21 protein-coding genes, 1 pseudogene and 1 riboswitch are annotated in these 17,552 nt (G+C 59.1%); of the genes and pseudogenes, 10 read left to right on the plus strand and 12 right to left on the minus strand.

Annotation, left to right across the window (positions count from 1 at the left end; genetic code table 11):
• Positions 1–2: 2 nt before the first annotated feature.
• The 4 genes from ACK83U_RS25535 to ACK83U_RS25550 form a co-directional block, all read right to left on the minus strand.
• Positions 3–1,535, minus strand: coding sequence for a DUF1800 family protein (locus tag ACK83U_RS25535; protein WP_112611497.1), 1,533 nt, complete (start codon positions 1,533–1,535; stop codon positions 3–5).
• A 75-nt stretch (positions 1,536–1,610) separates the two neighbouring features.
• Positions 1,611–2,063: a periplasmic heavy metal sensor gene (locus ACK83U_RS25540; protein WP_112339523.1), complete on the minus strand. Its 453-nt coding sequence runs from the start codon at positions 2,061–2,063 to the stop codon at positions 1,611–1,613.
• Positions 2,060–2,512 (minus strand): hypothetical protein, encoded by a 453-nt coding sequence (locus ACK83U_RS25545; protein WP_112611499.1) that lies wholly within the window; start codon positions 2,510–2,512, stop codon positions 2,060–2,062. Before ACK83U_RS25545 ends, ACK83U_RS25540 begins: the two co-directional genes overlap by 4 nt.
• The gene (locus ACK83U_RS25550; RefSeq protein ID WP_112611501.1) at positions 2,505–3,077 is read right to left on the minus strand and encodes an RNA polymerase sigma factor; all 573 of its coding nucleotides are present in this window, start codon (positions 3,075–3,077) and stop codon (positions 2,505–2,507) included. The genes ACK83U_RS25545 and ACK83U_RS25550 overlap by 8 nt, the downstream gene beginning before the upstream one ends.
• 748 nt (positions 3,078–3,825) lie before the next feature.
• Here ACK83U_RS25550 and ACK83U_RS25555 point away from each other — a divergent pair.
• Positions 3,826–3,948: pseudogene (locus ACK83U_RS25555) on the plus strand (TetR family transcriptional regulator); the annotation flags it as partial.
• 48 nt (positions 3,949–3,996) lie between these two features.
• Positions 3,997–4,482, plus strand: a complete 486-nt coding sequence (locus tag ACK83U_RS25560; protein ID WP_246712130.1) for a TetR/AcrR family transcriptional regulator — start codon at positions 3,997–3,999, stop codon at positions 4,480–4,482.
• A gap of 215 nt (positions 4,483–4,697) precedes the next feature.
• Here ACK83U_RS25560 and ACK83U_RS25565 read toward each other — a convergent pair whose 3' ends face one another.
• Positions 4,698–5,789 (minus strand): porin, encoded by a 1,092-nt coding sequence (locus ACK83U_RS25565; RefSeq protein ID WP_132717958.1) that lies wholly within the window; start codon positions 5,787–5,789, stop codon positions 4,698–4,700.
• A 609-nt stretch (positions 5,790–6,398) separates the two neighbouring features.
• Positions 6,399–6,530: riboswitch (TPP riboswitch) on the plus strand.
• A 92-nt stretch (positions 6,531–6,622) separates the two neighbouring features.
• Between ACK83U_RS25565 and thiC the strand changes: the two genes are divergently transcribed.
• The 6 genes from thiC (at position 6,623) to ACK83U_RS25595 (ending at position 11,506) form a co-directional block, all read left to right on the plus strand.
• Complete coding sequence (gene thiC / locus ACK83U_RS25570) at positions 6,623–8,449, plus strand: phosphomethylpyrimidine synthase ThiC (protein WP_112603552.1); 1,827 nt, start codon at positions 6,623–6,625, stop codon at positions 8,447–8,449.
• A 1-nt stretch (position 8,450) separates the two neighbouring features.
• Positions 8,451–9,428: a glycine oxidase ThiO gene (thiO, locus tag ACK83U_RS25575; protein WP_112603491.1), complete on the plus strand. Its 978-nt coding sequence runs from the start codon at positions 8,451–8,453 to the stop codon at positions 9,426–9,428.
• Positions 9,419–9,616 carry a sulfur carrier protein ThiS gene (gene thiS / locus ACK83U_RS25580; RefSeq protein ID WP_112603489.1) on the plus strand — a complete coding sequence of 66 codons (198 nt, stop codon included), beginning with the start codon at positions 9,419–9,421 and terminating at the stop codon, positions 9,614–9,616. Before thiO ends, thiS begins: the two co-directional genes overlap by 10 nt.
• 2 nt (positions 9,617–9,618) lie before the next feature.
• Positions 9,619–10,392, plus strand: a complete 774-nt coding sequence (locus ACK83U_RS25585) for a thiazole synthase (RefSeq protein ID WP_112603487.1) — start codon at positions 9,619–9,621, stop codon at positions 10,390–10,392.
• Entirely contained in the window at positions 10,389–11,000 is a 612-nt protein-coding gene (locus tag ACK83U_RS25590) for a thiamine phosphate synthase (RefSeq protein ID WP_112603485.1), read from the plus strand. The genes ACK83U_RS25585 and ACK83U_RS25590 overlap by 4 nt, the downstream gene beginning before the upstream one ends.
• 161 nt (positions 11,001–11,161) lie before the next feature.
• Positions 11,162–11,506 carry a hypothetical protein gene (locus ACK83U_RS25595; RefSeq protein WP_112603483.1) on the plus strand — a complete coding sequence of 115 codons (345 nt, stop codon included), beginning with the start codon at positions 11,162–11,164 and terminating at the stop codon, positions 11,504–11,506.
• A gap of 100 nt (positions 11,507–11,606) precedes the next feature.
• On the opposite strand, the gene ACK83U_RS25600 is transcribed toward ACK83U_RS25595, so the two are convergent.
• Positions 11,607–12,467, minus strand: coding sequence for a DUF1989 domain-containing protein (locus ACK83U_RS25600; protein ID WP_112603550.1), 861 nt, complete (start codon positions 12,465–12,467; stop codon positions 11,607–11,609).
• 126 nt (positions 12,468–12,593) lie between these two features.
• On the opposite strand from ACK83U_RS25600, the gene ACK83U_RS25605 reads away from it, so the two are divergent.
• On the plus strand, positions 12,594–13,463 hold the full coding sequence (locus tag ACK83U_RS25605; RefSeq protein ID WP_112603482.1) for a LysR substrate-binding domain-containing protein: 870 nt from the start codon (positions 12,594–12,596) through the stop codon (positions 13,461–13,463).
• A 53-nt stretch (positions 13,464–13,516) separates the two neighbouring features.
• Here ACK83U_RS25605 and vapC read toward each other — a convergent pair whose 3' ends face one another.
• From vapC to ACK83U_RS25625, 4 genes are all read right to left on the minus strand, one after another.
• Positions 13,517–13,915 carry a type II toxin-antitoxin system tRNA(fMet)-specific endonuclease VapC gene (gene vapC, locus ACK83U_RS25610; RefSeq protein ID WP_112603480.1) on the minus strand — a complete coding sequence of 133 codons (399 nt, stop codon included), beginning with the start codon at positions 13,913–13,915 and terminating at the stop codon, positions 13,517–13,519.
• Positions 13,915–14,148, minus strand: coding sequence for a type II toxin-antitoxin system VapB family antitoxin (vapB, locus tag ACK83U_RS25615; protein WP_095436815.1), 234 nt, complete (start codon positions 14,146–14,148; stop codon positions 13,915–13,917). Before vapB ends, vapC begins: the two co-directional genes overlap by 1 nt.
• Positions 14,149–14,296: 148 nt before the next feature.
• A complete protein-coding gene (locus ACK83U_RS25620; protein WP_112603548.1) occupies positions 14,297–15,301 on the minus strand; it encodes a LacI family DNA-binding transcriptional regulator in 1,005 nt (334 codons plus the stop codon).
• Positions 15,302–15,371: 70 nt separating this feature from the next.
• A complete protein-coding gene (locus tag ACK83U_RS25625) occupies positions 15,372–16,256 on the minus strand; it encodes a LysR family transcriptional regulator (RefSeq protein ID WP_112603478.1) in 885 nt (294 codons plus the stop codon).
• Between the two features lie 116 nt (positions 16,257–16,372).
• On the opposite strand from ACK83U_RS25625, the gene ACK83U_RS25630 reads away from it, so the two are divergent.
• Positions 16,373–16,558 carry a 4-oxalocrotonate tautomerase gene (locus tag ACK83U_RS25630; RefSeq protein ID WP_112336872.1) on the plus strand — a complete coding sequence of 62 codons (186 nt, stop codon included), beginning with the start codon at positions 16,373–16,375 and terminating at the stop codon, positions 16,556–16,558.
• Between the two features lie 46 nt (positions 16,559–16,604).
• Here ACK83U_RS25630 and ACK83U_RS25635 read toward each other — a convergent pair whose 3' ends face one another.
• Together ACK83U_RS25635 and ACK83U_RS25640 are read right to left on the minus strand one after the other, a co-directional pair.
• Positions 16,605–16,871 (minus strand): hypothetical protein, encoded by a 267-nt coding sequence (locus tag ACK83U_RS25635; RefSeq protein WP_112603476.1) that lies wholly within the window; start codon positions 16,869–16,871, stop codon positions 16,605–16,607.
• A gap of 143 nt (positions 16,872–17,014) precedes the next feature.
• A complete protein-coding gene (locus ACK83U_RS25640) occupies positions 17,015–17,476 on the minus strand; it encodes an Lrp/AsnC family transcriptional regulator (RefSeq protein WP_015342703.1) in 462 nt (153 codons plus the stop codon).
• Positions 17,477–17,552 lie beyond the last annotated feature (76 nt).

Genomic DNA, 17,552 nt, shown 5'->3' on the forward strand with positions numbered 1-17,552 from the left:
GGTCAGCGCCTTTGAAATTCGGGGGAAAGATAAGCGATCGTTAGGCCCTGCTTGCGGGTTTCCGCACGCGATACCGCCTGCAGTGTTTCGTTCGAAAGAAGCGGCCCCAGGCTGTCGGACACGAAACTGCGGGGATCGACCTGAGGTGGCACCGCATTCGCGATCATATTGGCGACATCCATGCGCATGCTCAGGCCCTCGCTGGAAGCCCAGACGTCGGCGGTGTCGGCAAAGCCGTTAGGACCGGCCGGCGCCCAGAAAGGCTGGCCCATGGCTGTCAGGGCGCCGAGAATGACATTCGGCTTCGGCGTCTCGCCGCTTGCCCGCAAAAGTGCGGTCATGAATTCGAGCGGCGAGCGAACTTTCGACAGGGTCGGGTTCCATGCATCCTCGGAGCCGACGAGCGCCCGGTAGACGGCCGAAAGATCACCATCCGTCTTGCTGAAGGTCGCCGCGACGGTTTGCACAAGTCCTGGCGGCGGTGTATCGGCGACGAAATGCCGGACGAGCTTGGTGGCGATATGCTGTGCCGTTGCCGGATGGCGGGCAAGATCGCGCAGCGCCTCCCGCCCCTGCCCCACGCCGTTGTCGGCATAGGTGAGACCGAGCAGCGTCTGGTCGCCAGGCTCGTGCGCGCCTGCATTGAAGACGAAGGTACCGGGCGTTCCGAGTCTGCCCTCGGCGCGCGCCACCGTCCAGCCGGTGATGATCCTGGCAAGCGTCGTCACATCCGTCTGCGTGTAGCCGCCATTGACGCCGAGCGTGTGGAGCTCCAACGTTTCGCGGGCGAGATTCTCGTTCAAGCCGCGCTTCTTGTTGGCATTGGCCTTCGAGTTCGGTCCGATCGATTGCTGGTTGTCGAGATAGGCAAGCATGGCTGGGTGGGTCTCGACGGCGAATAGCATATCGGCGAAACGACCGAAGACGTGCGGCCGGATTGCTTCCCGCTCGAAGGCACCAGCAACGATATGAACTTCCTCGCTCTTCGAGACGGCGACCGCGAAATGGTTTGCCCAGAACATGGCAAGCCGCTCGCCAAAACCGATCAATGGCTGCCGGATAGTGCCGTTGAAGCGGGCATCCACTTCCGCCAACAGGACCTGCTGCGGCAGGTAAGGCATTGCGGGCTTTTCCAGCTTCTCGACTGCCTTGCCGATGGCAGCCGCCATAGCTTGGTTGTTCGGCTGCGCCGCCATGGCTTGACTGTTTGGCGTCGTGCCGGACGGCTGTGCCGAAGGTTTCTGCGGCTGCTCCGGCCCCTGCATCAGTTTGTCTTGCGGTGCGGCGGCGGCTGCGACCGCCGCCTGCTGTCTGGCCTGCTTGCGCTGTTCCTGGAATGCGTAGAGAGAAACGAGAAGATCGGCCGTCGATTGCAGCTGCGGCCCGACCGGAACCGGGACGAAGCGCTCAGTGATTTCTTCCAACAACGCGCCGCGCGGATCCGATGCGATCGACGTGGTGCCGTTGTGGTCAGCCCCTAGCCCAAAGCGGGAAAGAGCGAGCGCTGCATAAACATCATTGGACTGCTGGGCCATGGACTTGCCAACTCCTGCATCAAACATGCTCCTTTAACGCAGGCTTGGTTTCGATCCGTCGCTCGGCAAGTATGATCATTTTGTGGCAGCGGCAGCCTTGGGCATGCTGCGGCGGACCAGGCTTTCCGCCAGCGCCCGACGCTCGTCGTAGGAAAGCCCTGCCGCAAAATCGACCGCACGCTGCTCCAGCTTCGCCCTCAAGGTGATATCGGCATCGCGCGCCCTCGCCAGCGCGGCCGAGAGCGCCTCTTTATCCAACGTCGGCTGCCCAAGAATGGAGGCGGCGTCGACCTTGGCCTGCTGTGCCTCGAGAATGATCTGACGTTCGTCCTTGCGGGCTTCGTTGAGCGCCGCACGCAGAGCCTTCCTCTGCGCCGAAGGCAATTGCTCGCCGGCTAGCGGCATCATTCCGGCCCGCGCCTGCGTCTTACGTATCCAGGTCAGCCCACCACCGGCCAATGCTCCGACCAGGAACGTATTCAGCACCAAAAGAAAAATGACCACTATTCGAAAGCTGCGTTCCGTCATTGGCTGTCCTGCTGTGCTGTACCCGCGTCCGGCCCTATATCGCCAAACATCGTCGCGGTTCCATCTGCGACGATCGAGGTATCGGATGTCAGGCTCGGAACCAAGACGGCGATTGCAATGCTGCCGGCAAGCGCGCCGGCGATGCCGACCCCCACAAGGCCGATCCCGGCCGAACCGAAGCGGAACCAGTTTCGTATCGTCAGGCGCCGCACGAGCTTTGCGAGGATTCGCTCTTCCAGGCCGGTGTGACGGGGTCTTACGACGTAGGTGTCGAGCAGCGCATCCAGATCGGCGGCGCGCGCGAGTGTTTGCGCGGCGGCGCTATTCTTGGCAAAATCCCGCGCGGCCCCGCGCTCGGCCTGCGGCCATCGGCCGATATCACCGCCATAGGCCGCAGTCAGTGCTTCGAACCGCTCGGCATTCATCGGACCCGCGATATTTTCAACCATCGCCCTCATCCTTCAACAAAAGCCCCTGCAAGGAGCGCCTTCCACGCGCAAGCAGGCTTTCCAGTGCATCGACACTGACATCCATGACCTCAGCCGCCTCGACATTCGACAGCGCCTGATAATAAACCAGAATGATCGCCTCGCGCTGCCGGGACGCAATCATCTGCAAGGCCCGTTCGACGCGTCTCGACGGATCATCCTCGCTCATCAAGTCCGCATCCGGCGCCGGCCCTTCATATTCGATGTCAGGCGGATGTTCGGCAAGAACGTCCTTGCGGCGGCGCAGGCGATCATAGCAAAGGTTGATCGCCACACGATGCACCCAGGTGCTGAAGCGCGCGTTGCGCTGGCGCCAGCCGCCGGCATTTCGCCAGATGCGCAAAAATGTCTCCTGCGCCACATCTTCGGCCTCGGCCGCATCGCCAAGCATGCGGGTCGCGACGGCGACGATGCGCGGCAATTGCCGCGCGACCATCATGCGCATCGCCGAAACATCGCCTGCAGCGATTCGGCCAAGTAGATCCTCATCCTGGTCGCCACTCTTGGGCGCGCGATCCCACTTCATCGACAATCGCCACCGCTCCAGTTCACTGCGATAGTTGCATGGCACCTCGGCCTTATAGTCGGCAAACAGTGCCACTTGGATCGCAGCATCTCGGTCAGCGTATCATCCTTCGACATCAAACGCGGGTTCACGAGAATTGAACGCGGCGCTTATGCAAATCCGTCGCTCTTATGCCAGGAATTTTCGAATTCTCTTTCCACGCTGAAAGACGATTTGCGCTCGAACTATTGTCAGCTTGCAAAAAGACAGACGAAAGCTCAAGCTAGGTCAGAGCTGCAGCAGATCGCTTGTCGACCGGTTCCGCCAGTTCGACCAAAGCCATGGCGGTCAGACCCGCCGCATGACGGCGGGATCAAGACTTCGATGATCGATATGAGCTGACGGATCTGCGAACGCCGCAGGCTAAATGCATCATAGGTTTCAACTTGAACGCTGCATCGCTTCCGGAACAAGCGGACCGGGGATCGCCCGGCCAATATATTTCGCCATCATGGCTATATCAGCATTTGCACTTTCCGATTTTCACTTCACAACATGGGGAAATTGCTCACGGAAACTTGCGCGTGGCTTATAGCGCTTGACAGGATATATTCTGTTACGATTTGCTTGCTCAATTTTTGAGGATAGATAAATACCTCCACTCCGTTGAGCATCGCTGGTATATGGGCTCCAGCACTGAACGGTATGATGGAAGAAGAATATCAATAAGAGGGGCGCAGCTTGAACATCGGTTTCTGTGGAGAGGTGAATGAGGCGAACTAAGGAGGAGGCGGCAGAAACGAGGAACGAGATTTTGCAATCCGCAAAAGCTCTGTTTCTCGACAAGGGCTACGAGAATGTCAGCCTGGAAGAGATAGCCGTAGCCGCCGGTGTCACGCGGGGGGCAGTGCATTGGCATTTCAAGAACAAGCAAGGGCTGATGTTTGCGATCCGCGACGAGGCCCAGCAGCCGTTCAAGGATCTGGCGGAGCGGATGTCGAAGGAACTGCCGCCCAACCCGCTCGATCTCATCGCCGATACCATAGCCGCGATATTTGACGATATCCACAGCGACCCGCGCAAGCGTAGCATGCTGAAAGTTATGATGCATCTCGACATGGCGTTTTGCGACGGCACCACGAGCCGTGCGAGTTCGTTTCGGCACGACATGCACGAAAATTTCGAACGCATATTCACCCTTATGGATGAAAAGACAAAACTTCCGCCTCCCTGGACGCCGGATACTGCCTCTTCCGCATTGACAGCGGTCATCGGCGGCCTGATCACCGAATGGACCCTCGACCGAGGCAGCTTCGAACTGGTCCCGTGTGGACAGATGTTCATAAAGATGGTGCTTAAAACCTGGTTCCCGCTTGCACAGACGCAGGAACTGGCGATTGCCGCGATGATACCGGAAAAAGCCTAGAACGGTGGTCTCTTCGGAATTGAAGAGAACCAACGACGGCAGTTTGAAGCTTCTGCCGGGAGCTGAACCGATTTCCCAAAGCTGGAAATAAAAAAGGATCCGGAGGGAAAGCCAGATCCTTTGCTTTGATCGGAGGTCAACCGATCGATGAAAGAAGCCTGACGGATTGGAACGTCAGGCTTCTCTTACCCGGCATTGAGCCGGGTAATTCAATATTAGAAGCTACGCTCGAAGCGCAGGATACCAGCCCACTGATCCTGGTTCACAGAATCGAAGTTGGTGTAGGAGACTTCCGGCTCGATGAGCAGGTTCTTGACCGGGTTCCACTTGACGTTGGTGGTTGCGGCAAAAATCTTCGAGTCGGTGTAGGCGAGCTGCAGGTTCCACTTCAGCTTTTCGTTGATCGGAACGCCAACGCCGCCCCAAACAGCCCAGTCACCCCAGCCGCACTTCGATGCATCGTTAACCGGGCAAGCCGAACGATCGAGGTTGGTGCCGGCATACTTGTTCAGCTTGTCGCCGTCGGTGTTCCAGCCGCCCATCAAGAAGGCCGAGAAGGTACCGAAGTCAGCATCGACACGAGCCTTGATGGCGCCTTCTTCGACGATCGAGTCGTAACCGCCAACGACCTTGAAGCCCCATGCGCCGGACTTGAAGCCAGCACCGGCAACGACGTCAGGAGCGTAGTGGTTGCCCTTGTCGTCAGACCACCAGCTGGAGCCATAGGAAGCGCCAGAACCGCTGGAGTTCGAGTCTTCAACCGAGATCACAGCCGTGAAGCCGTTGCCGGCGTCGTAGTTGTAGGTCAACTGGTTGAGTTCGTACGGACCGTCATAGATCACGTCGTCGTTGATGACGTCGCCGGCATAACCGATGTAGGAGTTGTACTGGGAGTCAGCCTTACCAACGAGGAAACCGCCGAGGCTGATGTTTGCGAACAGCAGCTTCGTGGAGGTGGAGTTGCCGTCATTCCAGTCCCAACGGATGACCGTGTTGGTCTTCAGCGGGCCGTATTCGGTGTCGGTTGCCGTGTCGACGCTCAGCTCCGCACGGGTGTGCCACAGCGTACCGTTATGGCTGTTCGGGTTGTAGGCATCGTACCACTCGCCTTCGGTACGGACGCGGCCGCCGATCTTGAGGCAGGTTTCGGTGCCTGGAATGAAGAAGTAGCCAGCGCCGTATGCGTCGCAGATGCGAACGTATTCCAGCGGCTCGGGCTCAGCAGCGACGATCGCGTCAGCCGCATGGGCGCCAGAAACTGCTGCTAGCGCAGCAGCGGAGCCGAGAAGAAGGCTCTTGATGTTCATTTTAAACTCCTGGTTGCAATATGCATTCCAATTTACCGCGAGTACAAAGCTGGAACACCACCCTGAGGATTACGTCGGTTTAAACGCAACCGGGCAGTCCGGCAGATACGCACCTGATGTCGGCTTGAGTCCCCTCTAACCTCCATAATTCACCCCGCGGCAAAGGTTTTGAAATGCCTCTACCGATCCGGCCGATTGCTCGTCCGTAAGACAGTTATGTCCTATATTTGGTTTACAAACAGCCCGTATGTTTGTCAATTCTGTGAAACCCGCCCCGGCATTAGACTTGATTGCTGTTGCTTAAATGCAACTGGCGGCGGGCTGAGCCTTTTACTGCCGGAATAGTCGGCCGTCGCCAAGGTTCAAGAATTCGCACCAAATCGAGACAGCCTTCCCCAATCAGGCTCGAGATCCGGAATTTTCATCGGTACCATTTATGCGGGAACGGACTTAGATCAAGAGCAGCGTCATCGAAGATGATGATCGCGCCTATAGGAGGCTCGCCCCTATAGAATCCAAGCCGCCCCCGCGCCACACTGGTCAATCGATTGAGAAAACGCGACCGTCGTTGCGGGGTTGACAGAGAACAAGGGTAAGGCATAGCCTTTCCGTATTCACCAGGGGGGTCCCGGCAAGGGGCTGAGATACTGCTGGACAATGAGGCTTTGCCTCCTGTTGCGCAGTGACCCGTTGAACCTGATCCAGTTCATACTGGCGTAGGGACGGTGCAAGCGCTCGAAGGCTTCGGATTCCCGCCTGGATTCCATGCCGGCGTCTTTTCATCATTCCGGCTGATTGACTGGGTCTCCAACTGCAACTTGGAGCCTCAAACCATGAATATTGCCGCAAAGAACCTCACTCCGACCGTCACCACCGGCCCGCTGCCGGCATCCGCGAAAATCTATGTTCCCGGAGAGATCCACCCGGACATCCGCGTGCCGATGCGCGAAATCAGCGTCCATCCGACCTCGGGCGAGCCGCCTGTCATTGTTTATGATTCTTCCGGCCCCTACACAATCGAGGGCGCCGATATCCGCATCGAGGAGGGTCTATCTCAGCTACGCCGCGACTGGGTTCTCGCTCGCGGCGATGTCGAGACTTATGAAGGCCGGCATGTGCGCCCTGAAGACAATGGTTTCGTCACCGGCGAGCGGCTGACACCGGAATTTCCGGCCAAGCGCCAGCCCCTGCGGGCGAAAGACGGCAAGGCGGTCACCCAACTCGCCTATGCGCGCGCCGGCATCATCACGCCGGAAATGGAATTCATCGCCATTCGCGAAAATCTCGGCCGCAAGGCCAAGGCAGAAGCCCTGATTCGCGATGGCGAAAGCTTCGGCGCCCATATTCCGGATCATGTCACCCCGGAATTCGTCCGCCAGGAAGTTGCGAGCGGCCGGGCGATCATTCCGGCCAACATCAATCACTCCGAAAGCGAGCCGATGATCATCGGCCGGAACTTCCTGGTGAAGATCAACGCCAATATCGGCAATTCCGCAGTCACCTCCTCAATGGCGGAGGAGGTCGAGAAGATGGTCTGGGCTGCCCGCTGGGGTGCCGATACCGTCATGGACCTTTCGACCGGCCGCAACATCCACAACATCCGCGAATGGATCATCCGCAATTCGCCGCTGCCGATCGGCACCGTACCGCTCTATCAGGCACTGGAAAAGGTCGGCGGCATTGCCGAGGAACTGACCTGGGAAATCTATCGCGACACGCTGATCGAGCAGGCGGAACAGGGCGTCGACTATTTCACCATCCATGCCGGTGTGCGGCTGCATTACATCCCGCTCACCGTCAATCGCGTCACCGGCATCGTCTCGCGCGGCGGTTCGATCATGGCCAAGTGGTGTCTGCATCACCATCGCGAGAGCTTCCTTTACGAGCATTTCGAGGAAATCTGCGATATCTGCCGTGCCTATGACGTCTCCTTCTCGCTCGGCGACGGCCTGCGCCCCGGCTCGATAGCTGATGCCAACGACGCCGCACAATTCGCCGAACTGGAAACACTCGGCGAGCTGACGAAGATCGCCTGGGCCAAGGATTGCCAGGTGATGATCGAAGGCCCCGGCCATGTGCCGATGCACAAGATCAAGGAAAACATGGACAAGCAGCTTTCCGTCTGCGGCGAGGCGCCCTTTTACACGCTCGGGCCGCTAACGACGGATATCGCGCCCGGCTATGACCACATCACATCGGGCATCGGCGCTGCCATGATCGGCTGGTTCGGGACGGCGATGCTCTGCTACGTCACGCCGAAGGAGCACCTTGGTCTGCCCGATCGCAACGACGTCAAGACAGGCGTCATCACCTACAAGATCGCAGCGCATGCGGCGGATCTCGCCAAAGGTCATCCGGCCGCGCAGGTTCGTGACGATGCTCTGTCGCGCGCCCGGTTCGAATTCCGTTGGGAGGATCAGTTCAACCTTTCGCTCGATCCGGACACGGCTCGCAGCTTCCACGACGAAACCCTGCCGAAAGAAGCTCATAAGGTGGCCCATTTCTGCTCGATGTGCGGTCCGAAATTCTGCTCGATGCGGATTTCGCACGACATCCGCGCCGAAGCGCAGAAGGAAGGGCTGGAAGCCATGGCGGCCAAGTATCGAGAGGGCGGAGACCTCTATATGCCGGTCGAAACCCCTGCACAGCCGGCTGAATGACATGCGTATTCTCGTTAAAGGGGCCGGCGTTGCCGGCCTCACGGTCGCCCACGAGCTGGTCCGGCGCGGAGCCGAGGTCACGATCTCAGATCGAAGCCGGAATTTTCATCATGCCGCCTCCTGGCTTGCCGGCGGCATGCTGGCGCCATGGTGCGAGTGCGAAAGTGCCGATGAGGCTGTACTGACGCTCGGCCGTGATTCTGCCGATCGATGGGACGCGATTCTGCCGGGCAAGATCGTCCGCAATGGAACGCTCGTCGTCGCGCCGAACCGCGATCAAAACGAGCTGAAGCGATTCGCCGGCCGCACGACGGACTATCGCTGGGTGGACGAAGACGAAATCGCCGCCCTTGAGCCTTCGCTTGCCGGCCGGTTCCACCAGGGCCTGTTCTTTCCGCAGGAAGCACATCTCGATCCCCGCGAGGTCCTGCAATCGTTGAAGGACGATCTATCTGCAAAAGGCGTCACCTTTATCGACGGGCTCGTGGATGACGATAGCTTCTCTGAAATCATCGATTGCACGGGAGCTGCCCGCATCGGCCGCATCCGCGATTTGCGCGGCGTACGCGGCGAAATGCTCTATCTGCAGAGCGATGAGATCGTGCTTTCGCGCCCCGTCCGCCTGCTGCATCCACGTTTTCCCGTCTATATCGTGCCGCGCGGCGAAGGCCTGTTCATGGTCGGTGCGACGATGATCGAGACCGACTTCAAAGGGCCGATCACCGCCCGTTCGCTGATGGAACTCTTGAACGCAGCCTATGCGCTGCATCCGGCCTTTGCCGAAGCTGCGGTGGTCGAAACCGGCGCCGGCATCCGCCCTGCCTTTACAGACAACCTTCCGCGCGTGACGCGGCAGGGCAAAGCCATCCTTGTCAACGGCCTCTATCGCCATGGCTTCCTGCTCGCGCCCGCGATGGCCGAGAAAGCCGCCGATCTCGTCTTTTACGGACACGACGAAAGGAGCCGCCAATGCGCCTGATCATCAATGGCGAAGCGCAGATTGTCGAAGCAACGACGCTTTTGCAACTTCTCACGGCTCTCGAATATGAGGGCGAGTGGTTGGCAACCGCCGTCAACGGCGAACTCGTCCATAGCGAGGAACGCGGAGAGCATATCCTAACCGACGATGACAGGATCGAGATCCTGACGCCAATGCAGGGAGGCTGACCATGCTTGAACTCTACGGAACCCAAATTACATCGCGCCTTCTTCTCGGCACGGCGCGCTATCCCTCCCCGGCCGTACTGGCGGAAGCCGTCAAACGTTCGCAAACCGGGATCGCGACTGTATCGCTGCGCCGGGAAACGGCAGGCGGGCGTAATGGCGGCGCATTCTTCGAGATGATTCGCGAACTCGGCGTTCGCATCCTTCCCAATACAGCAGGCTGCCACGGCGTATCCGAAGCGGTTCTAACCGCGAAAATGGCGCGCGAGGTCTTTCGGACCAACTGGATCAAGCTCGAGGTGATCGGCAATCACGATACGCTGCAGCCCGACGTCTTCGCGCTGGTGGAGGCGGCGAGAATCCTCACCGATGACGGTTTCGAGGTCTTTCCCTACACGACGGACGATCTCATCGTCGCCGAGAGGCTGCTGGAAGCCGGATGCAAGGTGCTGATGCCCTGGTGTGCGCCGATCGGAACGGCGGCCGGACCGCTCAATCTATCCGCTCTGCGATCGATGCGGGCACATTTTCCTGAGGTTCCGCTGGTAGTGGATGCCGGCATCGGCAGACCTTCGCATGCGGCGACCGTCATGGAGCTCGGCTTCGATGCCGTGCTGCTCAACACAGCGGTTGCCGGGGCGGGCGATCCGGCCGCGATGGCGGAAGCCTTCGCCAAGGCCATCGATGCCGGCCGACAGGCATACGGCGCCGGCATGCTGGAGCCGCGCGATATGGCGGTGCCATCGACACCAGTGATCGGAAAGGCGGTGTTCGCATGACGCTCGATCCCTTCTACCTCATCGTCGATAGCGCCGCCTGGATCAGGCGATTGGTGCCGCTCGGCGTCAAGCTGGTGCAGTTGCGCATCAAGGATCGCTCAACGCCTGATATCCGCGCCGAAATTCGCGAAGCGAAGGCAATTTGCGCCGCGCATGAGTGCCAATTGATCGTCAACGACTATTGGCAGCTGGCAATCGAGGAGGGTTGCGATTTCATCCATCTCGGCCAGGAGGATCTCGCTTCTGCCGATCTCTCCGCCATACGGGATGCCGGATTGAAGCTGGGGCTTTCGACACATGACGAGGCGGAGCTGGAGACGGCGCTTGCTGCCGAACCCGATTATATAGCGCTGGGGCCGATCTATCCGACCGTCCTCAAGGTTATGCCCTGGGCACCCCAAGGCCTCGATCGGATCGGCGCGTGGAAGGCGCACATCGGCAATCGGCCTCTCGTTGCGATCGGCGGCCTGACGGTCGAACGTCTTGCGAGCGTATTCGCGCATGGCGCCGATATCGCCGCGGTCGTAACGGATATCACCCGCAATGCCGACCCCGAATCGCGAACGCTCGAATGGGTAGCGGCGACCCGGCAGACGCCTCCAAATTGACAAGATCGCCCCTCAGGAGCCCATGCAAGGGGCTATTTTCAGCCGCTATTGCCCGATGAACGGGCCATTCATAGAATATTCAGCTGAACATAATCATGCTGAAGGCGTTAATTAGATGACTCGCGCATTCGCTGAGCACAAAGACTGCTTTGGAGGTAGTCATGATAAAGAAAACGGTTCTCACGGTTTTGCTGGCCGCTACGGTCGCAGGCGGCGCATTGGCGCCCGTCAGCAGCGCACAGGCACAGTATTACGACGGCCATCGCGGTGACTGGCGCGGCCATGACGATTGGCGTCGTCATCACCACCATGGCAATGGGGGCGCGATCGCCGGCGGCGTTGCTGCCGGTCTTCTCGGCGGCCTGCTTGTTGGTGGCGCTCTTGCCAACAGGGGTCCGGTTTACGAAGTCGCCCCGCCGCCGCCCAGGTGCTGGTACGAGGATCGCCGCGTCCAGAACGAGTATGACTATGGCTGGCATTACGAGCGCATTCGCGTTTGTAACTAAGCAATAAACGATGCGTCCGCCCGAATGGAGGCATCGTTTGATGGATGATTCGGATTTGCCGGCGGCCGGAACCGCCGGCAAATTTACTTTATGCGGTAAATTATAGTCCGTGCGTCCTCGGATAGGCAGTGCGCTCGGGGAATGTTCGCCCGGCCAGGCTTTCAGGTTCGGGCCGCCAGATTTCGACGAGCAAGGGATAGCAGGGCACCGTATCGCTCGAATGTTCGCTGCCACAATCGCCACCGGGGCAGGCCGAGAGCGCACCGAGCAGATCGATCTCCGCGAAGAACTCGAGGAAGTCGCCCGGCCGCACGGGGCTTGCCTTCATGAAATACTGGTGGGTGTCGCGCGTAAACCCGGTACACATGAACACGTTCAGCACGTCGTGAACGTGAAACTCCGCCTCTTGGACAGGGATGTTCATTTCCTTGGCGAGCGCGCGCGACAGGTTTGAATGGCAGCAACGGTGATAGTCGTCGCCCTTCAGCAGCCGGTTCGTATAGGGATCGCAGCGCGTGCCGATGACGTCGTGAACGCCGGCTCCATCCGCGTCCCAGCCATACCAGCCCAGCGTATCATGGGTGATCGTCGCCATCGGCCGCAGATAGGGTAGCGTGCTCCACAGCCGATCCCCGACACCGACATGGGTGGCGTGCAAAGCCCGCGTCTTGCCGCTGAAAAAGCGCTCGGAAAGATCGGCAGCATTCCACAGATTGAGATCGCCCACCTGCGCGCCCTCGACGCTGACGATCCGGAAGAAATGTCCCTTCGGCACGCGAAAACTGCCGCCTTCGCGCGCAGGCACGATGATTTCGGCAATCTTAGTCATAGTTTGCCTTGCCGCCCGCAGCACATCCATATCGACCGACGGCAGCGTTCCGTTCGGGTAGACGACAACGGGGGGCTTGCCGCGCCGCTCCTCGGCATCGGCGGGTGCGGGCATATCGAAAATACTATTCATGGCGGCTTTCATTCCTCACCGATCTGACAAGAAGACATTCGTCTCGGCAGTACTGTAAGGATACCAGCTCCTTGCGCAACGGTGATCGGGCTTGCGCTTTGGCTAAGTCTTACTTAGCCTGGCGGAATGCAACATGTCCCGCTTGCCTCCCTTCGCGCCTTCGAGGCGGCCATTCGCCACGAGAGTTTTGCCAAGGCGGCGGCCGAGCTCAATCTCACGGCCGCGGGCGTTAGCCAGCATGTCCGTACCTTGGAGGAATGGCTCGGCATCAAGCTCTTTACGCGCCATGCCCGTGGTGTCACGGCGACGATGGCCGGCCGTGAATTCGGGGCTGCCGTTGCAAACGGCCTCGGACATATCGATATCGCCGCCCGGCAGCTGCGGTTTGCCGGCAATAATCGGCCGGTCAGCGTGGCCTGTATCGCTTCCGTCGCCACGCGTTGGCTGATACCCCGGCTGACCGCATTCAAGAAAGAATACCCCGAAATCCAGATCAATATCGTCTACGCGCTCGATGCGAGGACGCCGGAGGAGGTAAGCGTCGATCTTCTGATCAGTCACGGAGCGAGGCCTTCAACGCATGCCATCTCGCTATTGACGGCCGAAACACGGCCGACCTGTTCGAGAGAATATGAGCGCCATCACGGACCGATCAGGACGCCAGCCGATCTCCTTAATCTCGACCTCCTGCACGATGAAACGACGGCCGCATGGACACGCTGGTTCGCCCTCGAAGGTATCCACCAGCCTCCGAGAGCCGGCCCGATCTTTGCCGATTTCGGCTTGATGATCGCGTCCGTCATCGGCGGTCAAGGTGTGGGCCTCTGCCCGACTGCCTTGATTGCAGAAGAATTGGGCAATGGAACGCTGGTTGCCCTATCCAATACGGCACTGGACACCGATAAATCCTATTGGCTGATCGAAGCCAACCATCTTTCCAACGATGCTGAAACGTTTCGCAACTGGCTGATTGCTGCCAATGCCGCAATCGCTTAGGCGTCAATCTGGACGACTCGAACCGCCCCTCGCCAAGATCACGACGGCGACGGCTACACCCAATTTTCCACCCGAACGCCGGGCATGCGGGTGAACTCCTTCATGTTGTTCGTCACCACGATCAGTCCCTCGCTCCGGGCATGGGCGCCGATCTGCATGTCATGCGGACCACATGGGGTCCCTGCGCGTTCCAACTCAGCTCGTACCTGCCCGTAATGTGCAGCCGCCTTGTCGCCGAACGACAGAACCTCCAGCCGAGCCACGAAGTGTTCGATGGCAGTCAAGTTTTCCACGCGCCGAGCCGACTTCTCCGCACCGTAGTACAACTCACCAAGCGTTATGCTCGATATGCAAAGCTGCTCCGCCAGCGCGTTGAACTTGTCCCGCACGGCGGGTGGATAGGTCTTTATCACATAAATACAAATATTCGTATCGAGCATATAGGTCAGCATCAGAAGGACTCGCGTTCCTCCGCCACTGGCTGTTCACGCTCGTCCAGAAAGTCGTCACTGACACGGGGGCCATGGAGGAAGAGATCATCCCATCGTTTGCCTTGGGGCACAATCACGCGGCTGCGGCCGATCTTCAGGATATCGACCTGATGTACGTCCTCGGGGAATGCCACAGCCTTGGGCAGACGCACAGCCTGGCTTCTGTTGCTGATGAATACAGTCGAACTCGTCATGTCCGGCTCCTGATTTTGGGATATGCAATTGGGATATACTTAGCTCTGTAGGCATGAAAAATCAAGACATCCCTCCCACAGGCGCCTATGCAGTTTAAGCCACGAGCGCTGGTTGGCTCGAGATATCTGAGCCACCCCGCCAACGTTCTCAAAGGCTTTCAGGGGTAACGGTCAGAAAACGGACCGGTTCGAGATCGACGTCGGTATCGATCAGGCCCAGCCGCTTCAGCGTCAGATCGATGGCGCGGCGGGCTTGAACCTCCGGAGCCTGATCGAGAACGATCGTCATCAAACCCTCCTTCAGATAGCCGCGCGTCGCATCGGACAATTCGTGCCCGACCCAGAATACCGGCCGCTGGCGATACCGGCGCAGAACCGTCGCAATCGCGGCATTGTCGCCGCCGGCGCTATAAAGGCCGATAATATCGGGATACCGGGCGACGGCGTTGGTCAGCAGCTCGATCGTCTTCATTTCATCGTCCTCATCGAACATGACTTCAAGGAAGCGATGCGATGGGTTCGCATGATCAAGCAGATAGTTGGAAAAGCCGCGGATACGCGCCTTGTGGTTCTCGTAAGCGCCGCTGTGGCAGAGCGCGACGAAAGTGCCGGGGATATTCGACTGCATGCGCGCCATGTAGAAGGCGGCGGTGCGACCGGCCGCCTCATTGTCGATGCCGACGTAAGGCAGCTCCAATGCTGGCCGCGTCATGATCTGCACGACAGGAATGCCACTGCCGGCAGCCTTGCGGATGCTTCCGACCACATCGGGATGATCGGGCGCAACGACGATCAGCGCGGAGCGCCGTGCCTGTGGATTGGTGATATGACGCGAAAAATCGGCAGGATCGTCTTCCCTGGCGAACGTCCGCTGGATCTGGATATCCTTGTCGAGCAAGGCGGCAATGCGCTCGAAAGCGCGATTGAGCCTTGAATAGAAATAGGTTTCAGGCCGCAGCAGCACGACCTCGATGCGCACCAGACCGTGCCTGATCCCCGCAGGCGGCGCGCGGTAGCCAAGCCGCTTGGCCGCGATGAAGATCTTTTCCGCCGTTTCCGGCAAAACATTGCCGCGGCCATTGAGCGCACGCTCGACGGTGGCTGCTCCCACACCCGCGGCGGCCGCCACATCCTTCAACGTAACCTTGGCCACGCTTTCCTCATTTTCCAACCCGATGATCAGATTTGATCATGGATTCGCGATAGATGAAAGACGGGGAATTTCAGCCGAAGCGAGCGACGAGGAAATCGATGACGCTGCGGAGCATGGCCGTCGGACGCCGGTCCGGCGCATAGACAAGGTGCATCGGTGTCGGTTGGTACGACCACAGAGGCAGGACCGGCTCAAGACGACCGGCATCGAGATCGGCCGCCAGGAGCAGTTCCGGCTGCAGCACGATGCCGGCTCCGTGCAGAGCGGCAACGCGCAAAGCCCCGCCCTGATTGGTGGTGAACCTGCCCTTGATGGCGATCTCACGCCTTTCCCCGTCTGGACCGATGAGATGCCAGCGTCCCTGCAGCCGCCAGTAGGAATGGCCGAGGCACATATGATTGGCAAGCTCCTCGGGGCTTTGCGGCCTGCCGCGCCGATCCAGATAATCCGGCGACGCCGCAAGAATGCGCCGATAGGGTTTCAACGGACGCGCCACGAGATTGGTGTCCGTCAGATCGCCGATATGAATGCCGAGTTCGTAGCCTTCGCCGATCAGATCATGCGGATTATTGTCGAGCGCCAGATCGACGCTGACCTCGAGATTTTCATGCAGATAGTCGACAAGCGCCGGCACGAGGCTTTGCGTCCCGAAACTGACGGGGGCGACGAGCCGTAGGCGCCCGCGCGGTGCCGATTGTAGTTCGGAGGCCGATTGCTCGGCGAGCTCCACCTCCGCCAGCACCGTCTTGCAACGCTCGTAATAAAGCTTGCCGACCTCGGTCAGCTGATGGCGGCGTGTGGTGCGATGAAGCAGGCGCGCACCGAGCCGCTGTTCGATCGTCCTCACATGTTTAGCAACCATGGCCGGCGATACCCGGCTTATGTCGGCAGCGGCAGCAAAACTGCCCTGTTCGACCACTCTGATGAACATCGCCATTCCAGCCAACTTGTCCATAATTGCATACCCACAGGTTCGGAATGAAGCAAATGGAAGCGTATTTATCGCCGACTGGTTTTGCAAGATAGTCCGTGGGCGCCGAACATCCGGCGATAGTTGCTCAAGGAGTTGCCATGCCCATCCTGCGCTTGGAAATGCATCCCGGCCGCACGCAAGACCAGAAGCGCGCTTTCGTTCGCGAAGCGACCAAAGCCGCTGTGGAAACACTCGTCTGCCCGCCGGAATCGGTGGAAATCATCATTACCGAGATTTCGAAAGAGTCCTGGGCGACAGCAGGAAAGCTGAAATCGGATAGCTGAAACGACCCGATTTCATGATCGCGGCCTGGCGGTTTTTATTCGACCGTCAGGCCTCGTTTGGCGCCAGGCTCTGCCGCCCCCAGGCCTCGGCCCAATCCATCAGACGCGCCATCTCCTGCTTGAGAGCATGCGAACGGATAATATCGGCGGCGTGGCTCAGATTGCTGCGCGGATTGTAGAATGCATCGATCTCTACGCCGCTCTCCCGCCTTGCCGCCTCCAGGCGAAGCTTCATTTCCTCGACTTCGGCCTTCACCGCAAAGTACCGCTTCATGACCTCAACAAGGTCGCGGTCGCCTGCACTGGTCTCCATGCATACTCCATCCTACTTATTTTAGCGTCTCGCAATGATCCGATTCGAATGGCGAAATCTAGGTCATTGTTTAGCCGGCAAGATGGATCGGGCGGCGAAGCCTTACGCGGTGGATGGGAAAGCGGATGAAGTAGGAAGCGGAATTACGACCAGTTTTCCTTGACCGACTGCATCACCACATTGGTCGAGGTGCTTGCGACGAAAGGCAGGCTGGAAATTTTCTCGCCAAGAACGATGCGGTAGCGGCGGATGTCCGAGGTCCGCACCTTGAGGAGATAATCGAAGCGGCCGGCGATCATGTGGCACTCTTCGATTTCCTTGATTTTCTTGATGGCATTGTTGAAGCTGAGCAAGGCCTCCTCACGGGTATCCGTGAGTTTTACTTCGGCAAAGGCGACGTGATCGAGACCAAGCTTGATCGGATTGAGGATGGCCTTGAAGCCGTCGATATAGCCGGAATCGATCAGTTTCTTAAGGCGTGCCTGGCAGGGAGTCTTGGAAAGGCCGACCCGCTCGGAAAGCTCCGTGATCGACATGCGGCCGTCTTCGACGAGGGCGTCGAGGATCTTTTGGTCGAACTGGTCAATTTCACTGGATTTGGTCATTTTTGCAGGCATTCCTATTTGAAATAAGCGCTATTGAAGTTCAATATGACTGGAAAGCCGCAGTTTCAAGGCGGAA

The sequence above is a fragment of the Rhizobium sp. WW22 genome (assembly GCF_047041135.1).
Classification (GTDB): domain Bacteria; phylum Pseudomonadota; class Alphaproteobacteria; order Rhizobiales; family Rhizobiaceae; genus Rhizobium.

Excerpts from the sequence above, each read along its gene's own strand:
- ACK83U_RS25545 (WP_112611499.1), bottom strand. The coding sequence starts at position 2,512 with ATGGTTGAAAATATCGCGGGTCCGATGAATGCCGAGCGGTTCGAAGCA.
- thiO (WP_112603491.1), top strand. The coding sequence starts at position 8,451 with ATGCGTATTCTCGTTAAAGGGGCCGGCGTTGCCGGCCTCACGGTCGCC.
- vapB (WP_095436815.1), bottom strand. The coding sequence starts at position 14,148 with ATGACGAGTTCGACTGTATTCATCAGCAACAGAAGCCAGGCTGTGCGT.
- ACK83U_RS25550 (WP_112611501.1), bottom strand. The coding sequence starts at position 3,077 with ATGAAGTGGGATCGCGCGCCCAAGAGTGGCGACCAGGATGAGGATCTA.
- ACK83U_RS25565 (WP_132717958.1), bottom strand. The coding sequence starts at position 5,789 with ATGAACATCAAGAGCCTTCTTCTCGGCTCCGCTGCTGCGCTAGCAGCA.
- ACK83U_RS25605 (WP_112603482.1), top strand. The coding sequence starts at position 12,594 with ATGCAACATGTCCCGCTTGCCTCCCTTCGCGCCTTCGAGGCGGCCATT.
- ACK83U_RS25640 (WP_015342703.1), bottom strand. The coding sequence starts at position 17,476 with ATGACCAAATCCAGTGAAATTGACCAGTTCGACCAAAAGATCCTCGAC.
- vapC (WP_112603480.1), bottom strand. The coding sequence starts at position 13,915 with ATGCTGACCTATATGCTCGATACGAATATTTGTATTTATGTGATAAAG.
- ACK83U_RS25585 (WP_112603487.1), top strand. The coding sequence starts at position 9,619 with ATGCTTGAACTCTACGGAACCCAAATTACATCGCGCCTTCTTCTCGGC.
- ACK83U_RS25590 (WP_112603485.1), top strand. The coding sequence starts at position 10,389 with ATGACGCTCGATCCCTTCTACCTCATCGTCGATAGCGCCGCCTGGATC.
- ACK83U_RS25535 (WP_112611497.1), bottom strand. The coding sequence starts at position 1,535 with ATGGCCCAGCAGTCCAATGATGTTTATGCAGCGCTCGCTCTTTCCCGC.
- ACK83U_RS25560 (WP_246712130.1), top strand. The coding sequence starts at position 3,997 with ATGTTTGCGATCCGCGACGAGGCCCAGCAGCCGTTCAAGGATCTGGCG.
- ACK83U_RS25600 (WP_112603550.1), bottom strand. The coding sequence starts at position 12,467 with ATGAATAGTATTTTCGATATGCCCGCACCCGCCGATGCCGAGGAGCGG.
- ACK83U_RS25635 (WP_112603476.1), bottom strand. The coding sequence starts at position 16,871 with ATGGAGACCAGTGCAGGCGACCGCGACCTTGTTGAGGTCATGAAGCGG.
- ACK83U_RS25625 (WP_112603478.1), bottom strand. The coding sequence starts at position 16,256 with ATGGACAAGTTGGCTGGAATGGCGATGTTCATCAGAGTGGTCGAACAG.
- thiS (WP_112603489.1), top strand. The coding sequence starts at position 9,419 with ATGCGCCTGATCATCAATGGCGAAGCGCAGATTGTCGAAGCAACGACG.
- ACK83U_RS25540 (WP_112339523.1), bottom strand. The coding sequence starts at position 2,063 with ATGACGGAACGCAGCTTTCGAATAGTGGTCATTTTTCTTTTGGTGCTG.
- thiC (WP_112603552.1), top strand. The coding sequence starts at position 6,623 with ATGAATATTGCCGCAAAGAACCTCACTCCGACCGTCACCACCGGCCCG.
- ACK83U_RS25595 (WP_112603483.1), top strand. The coding sequence starts at position 11,162 with ATGATAAAGAAAACGGTTCTCACGGTTTTGCTGGCCGCTACGGTCGCA.
- ACK83U_RS25630 (WP_112336872.1), top strand. The coding sequence starts at position 16,373 with ATGCCCATCCTGCGCTTGGAAATGCATCCCGGCCGCACGCAAGACCAG.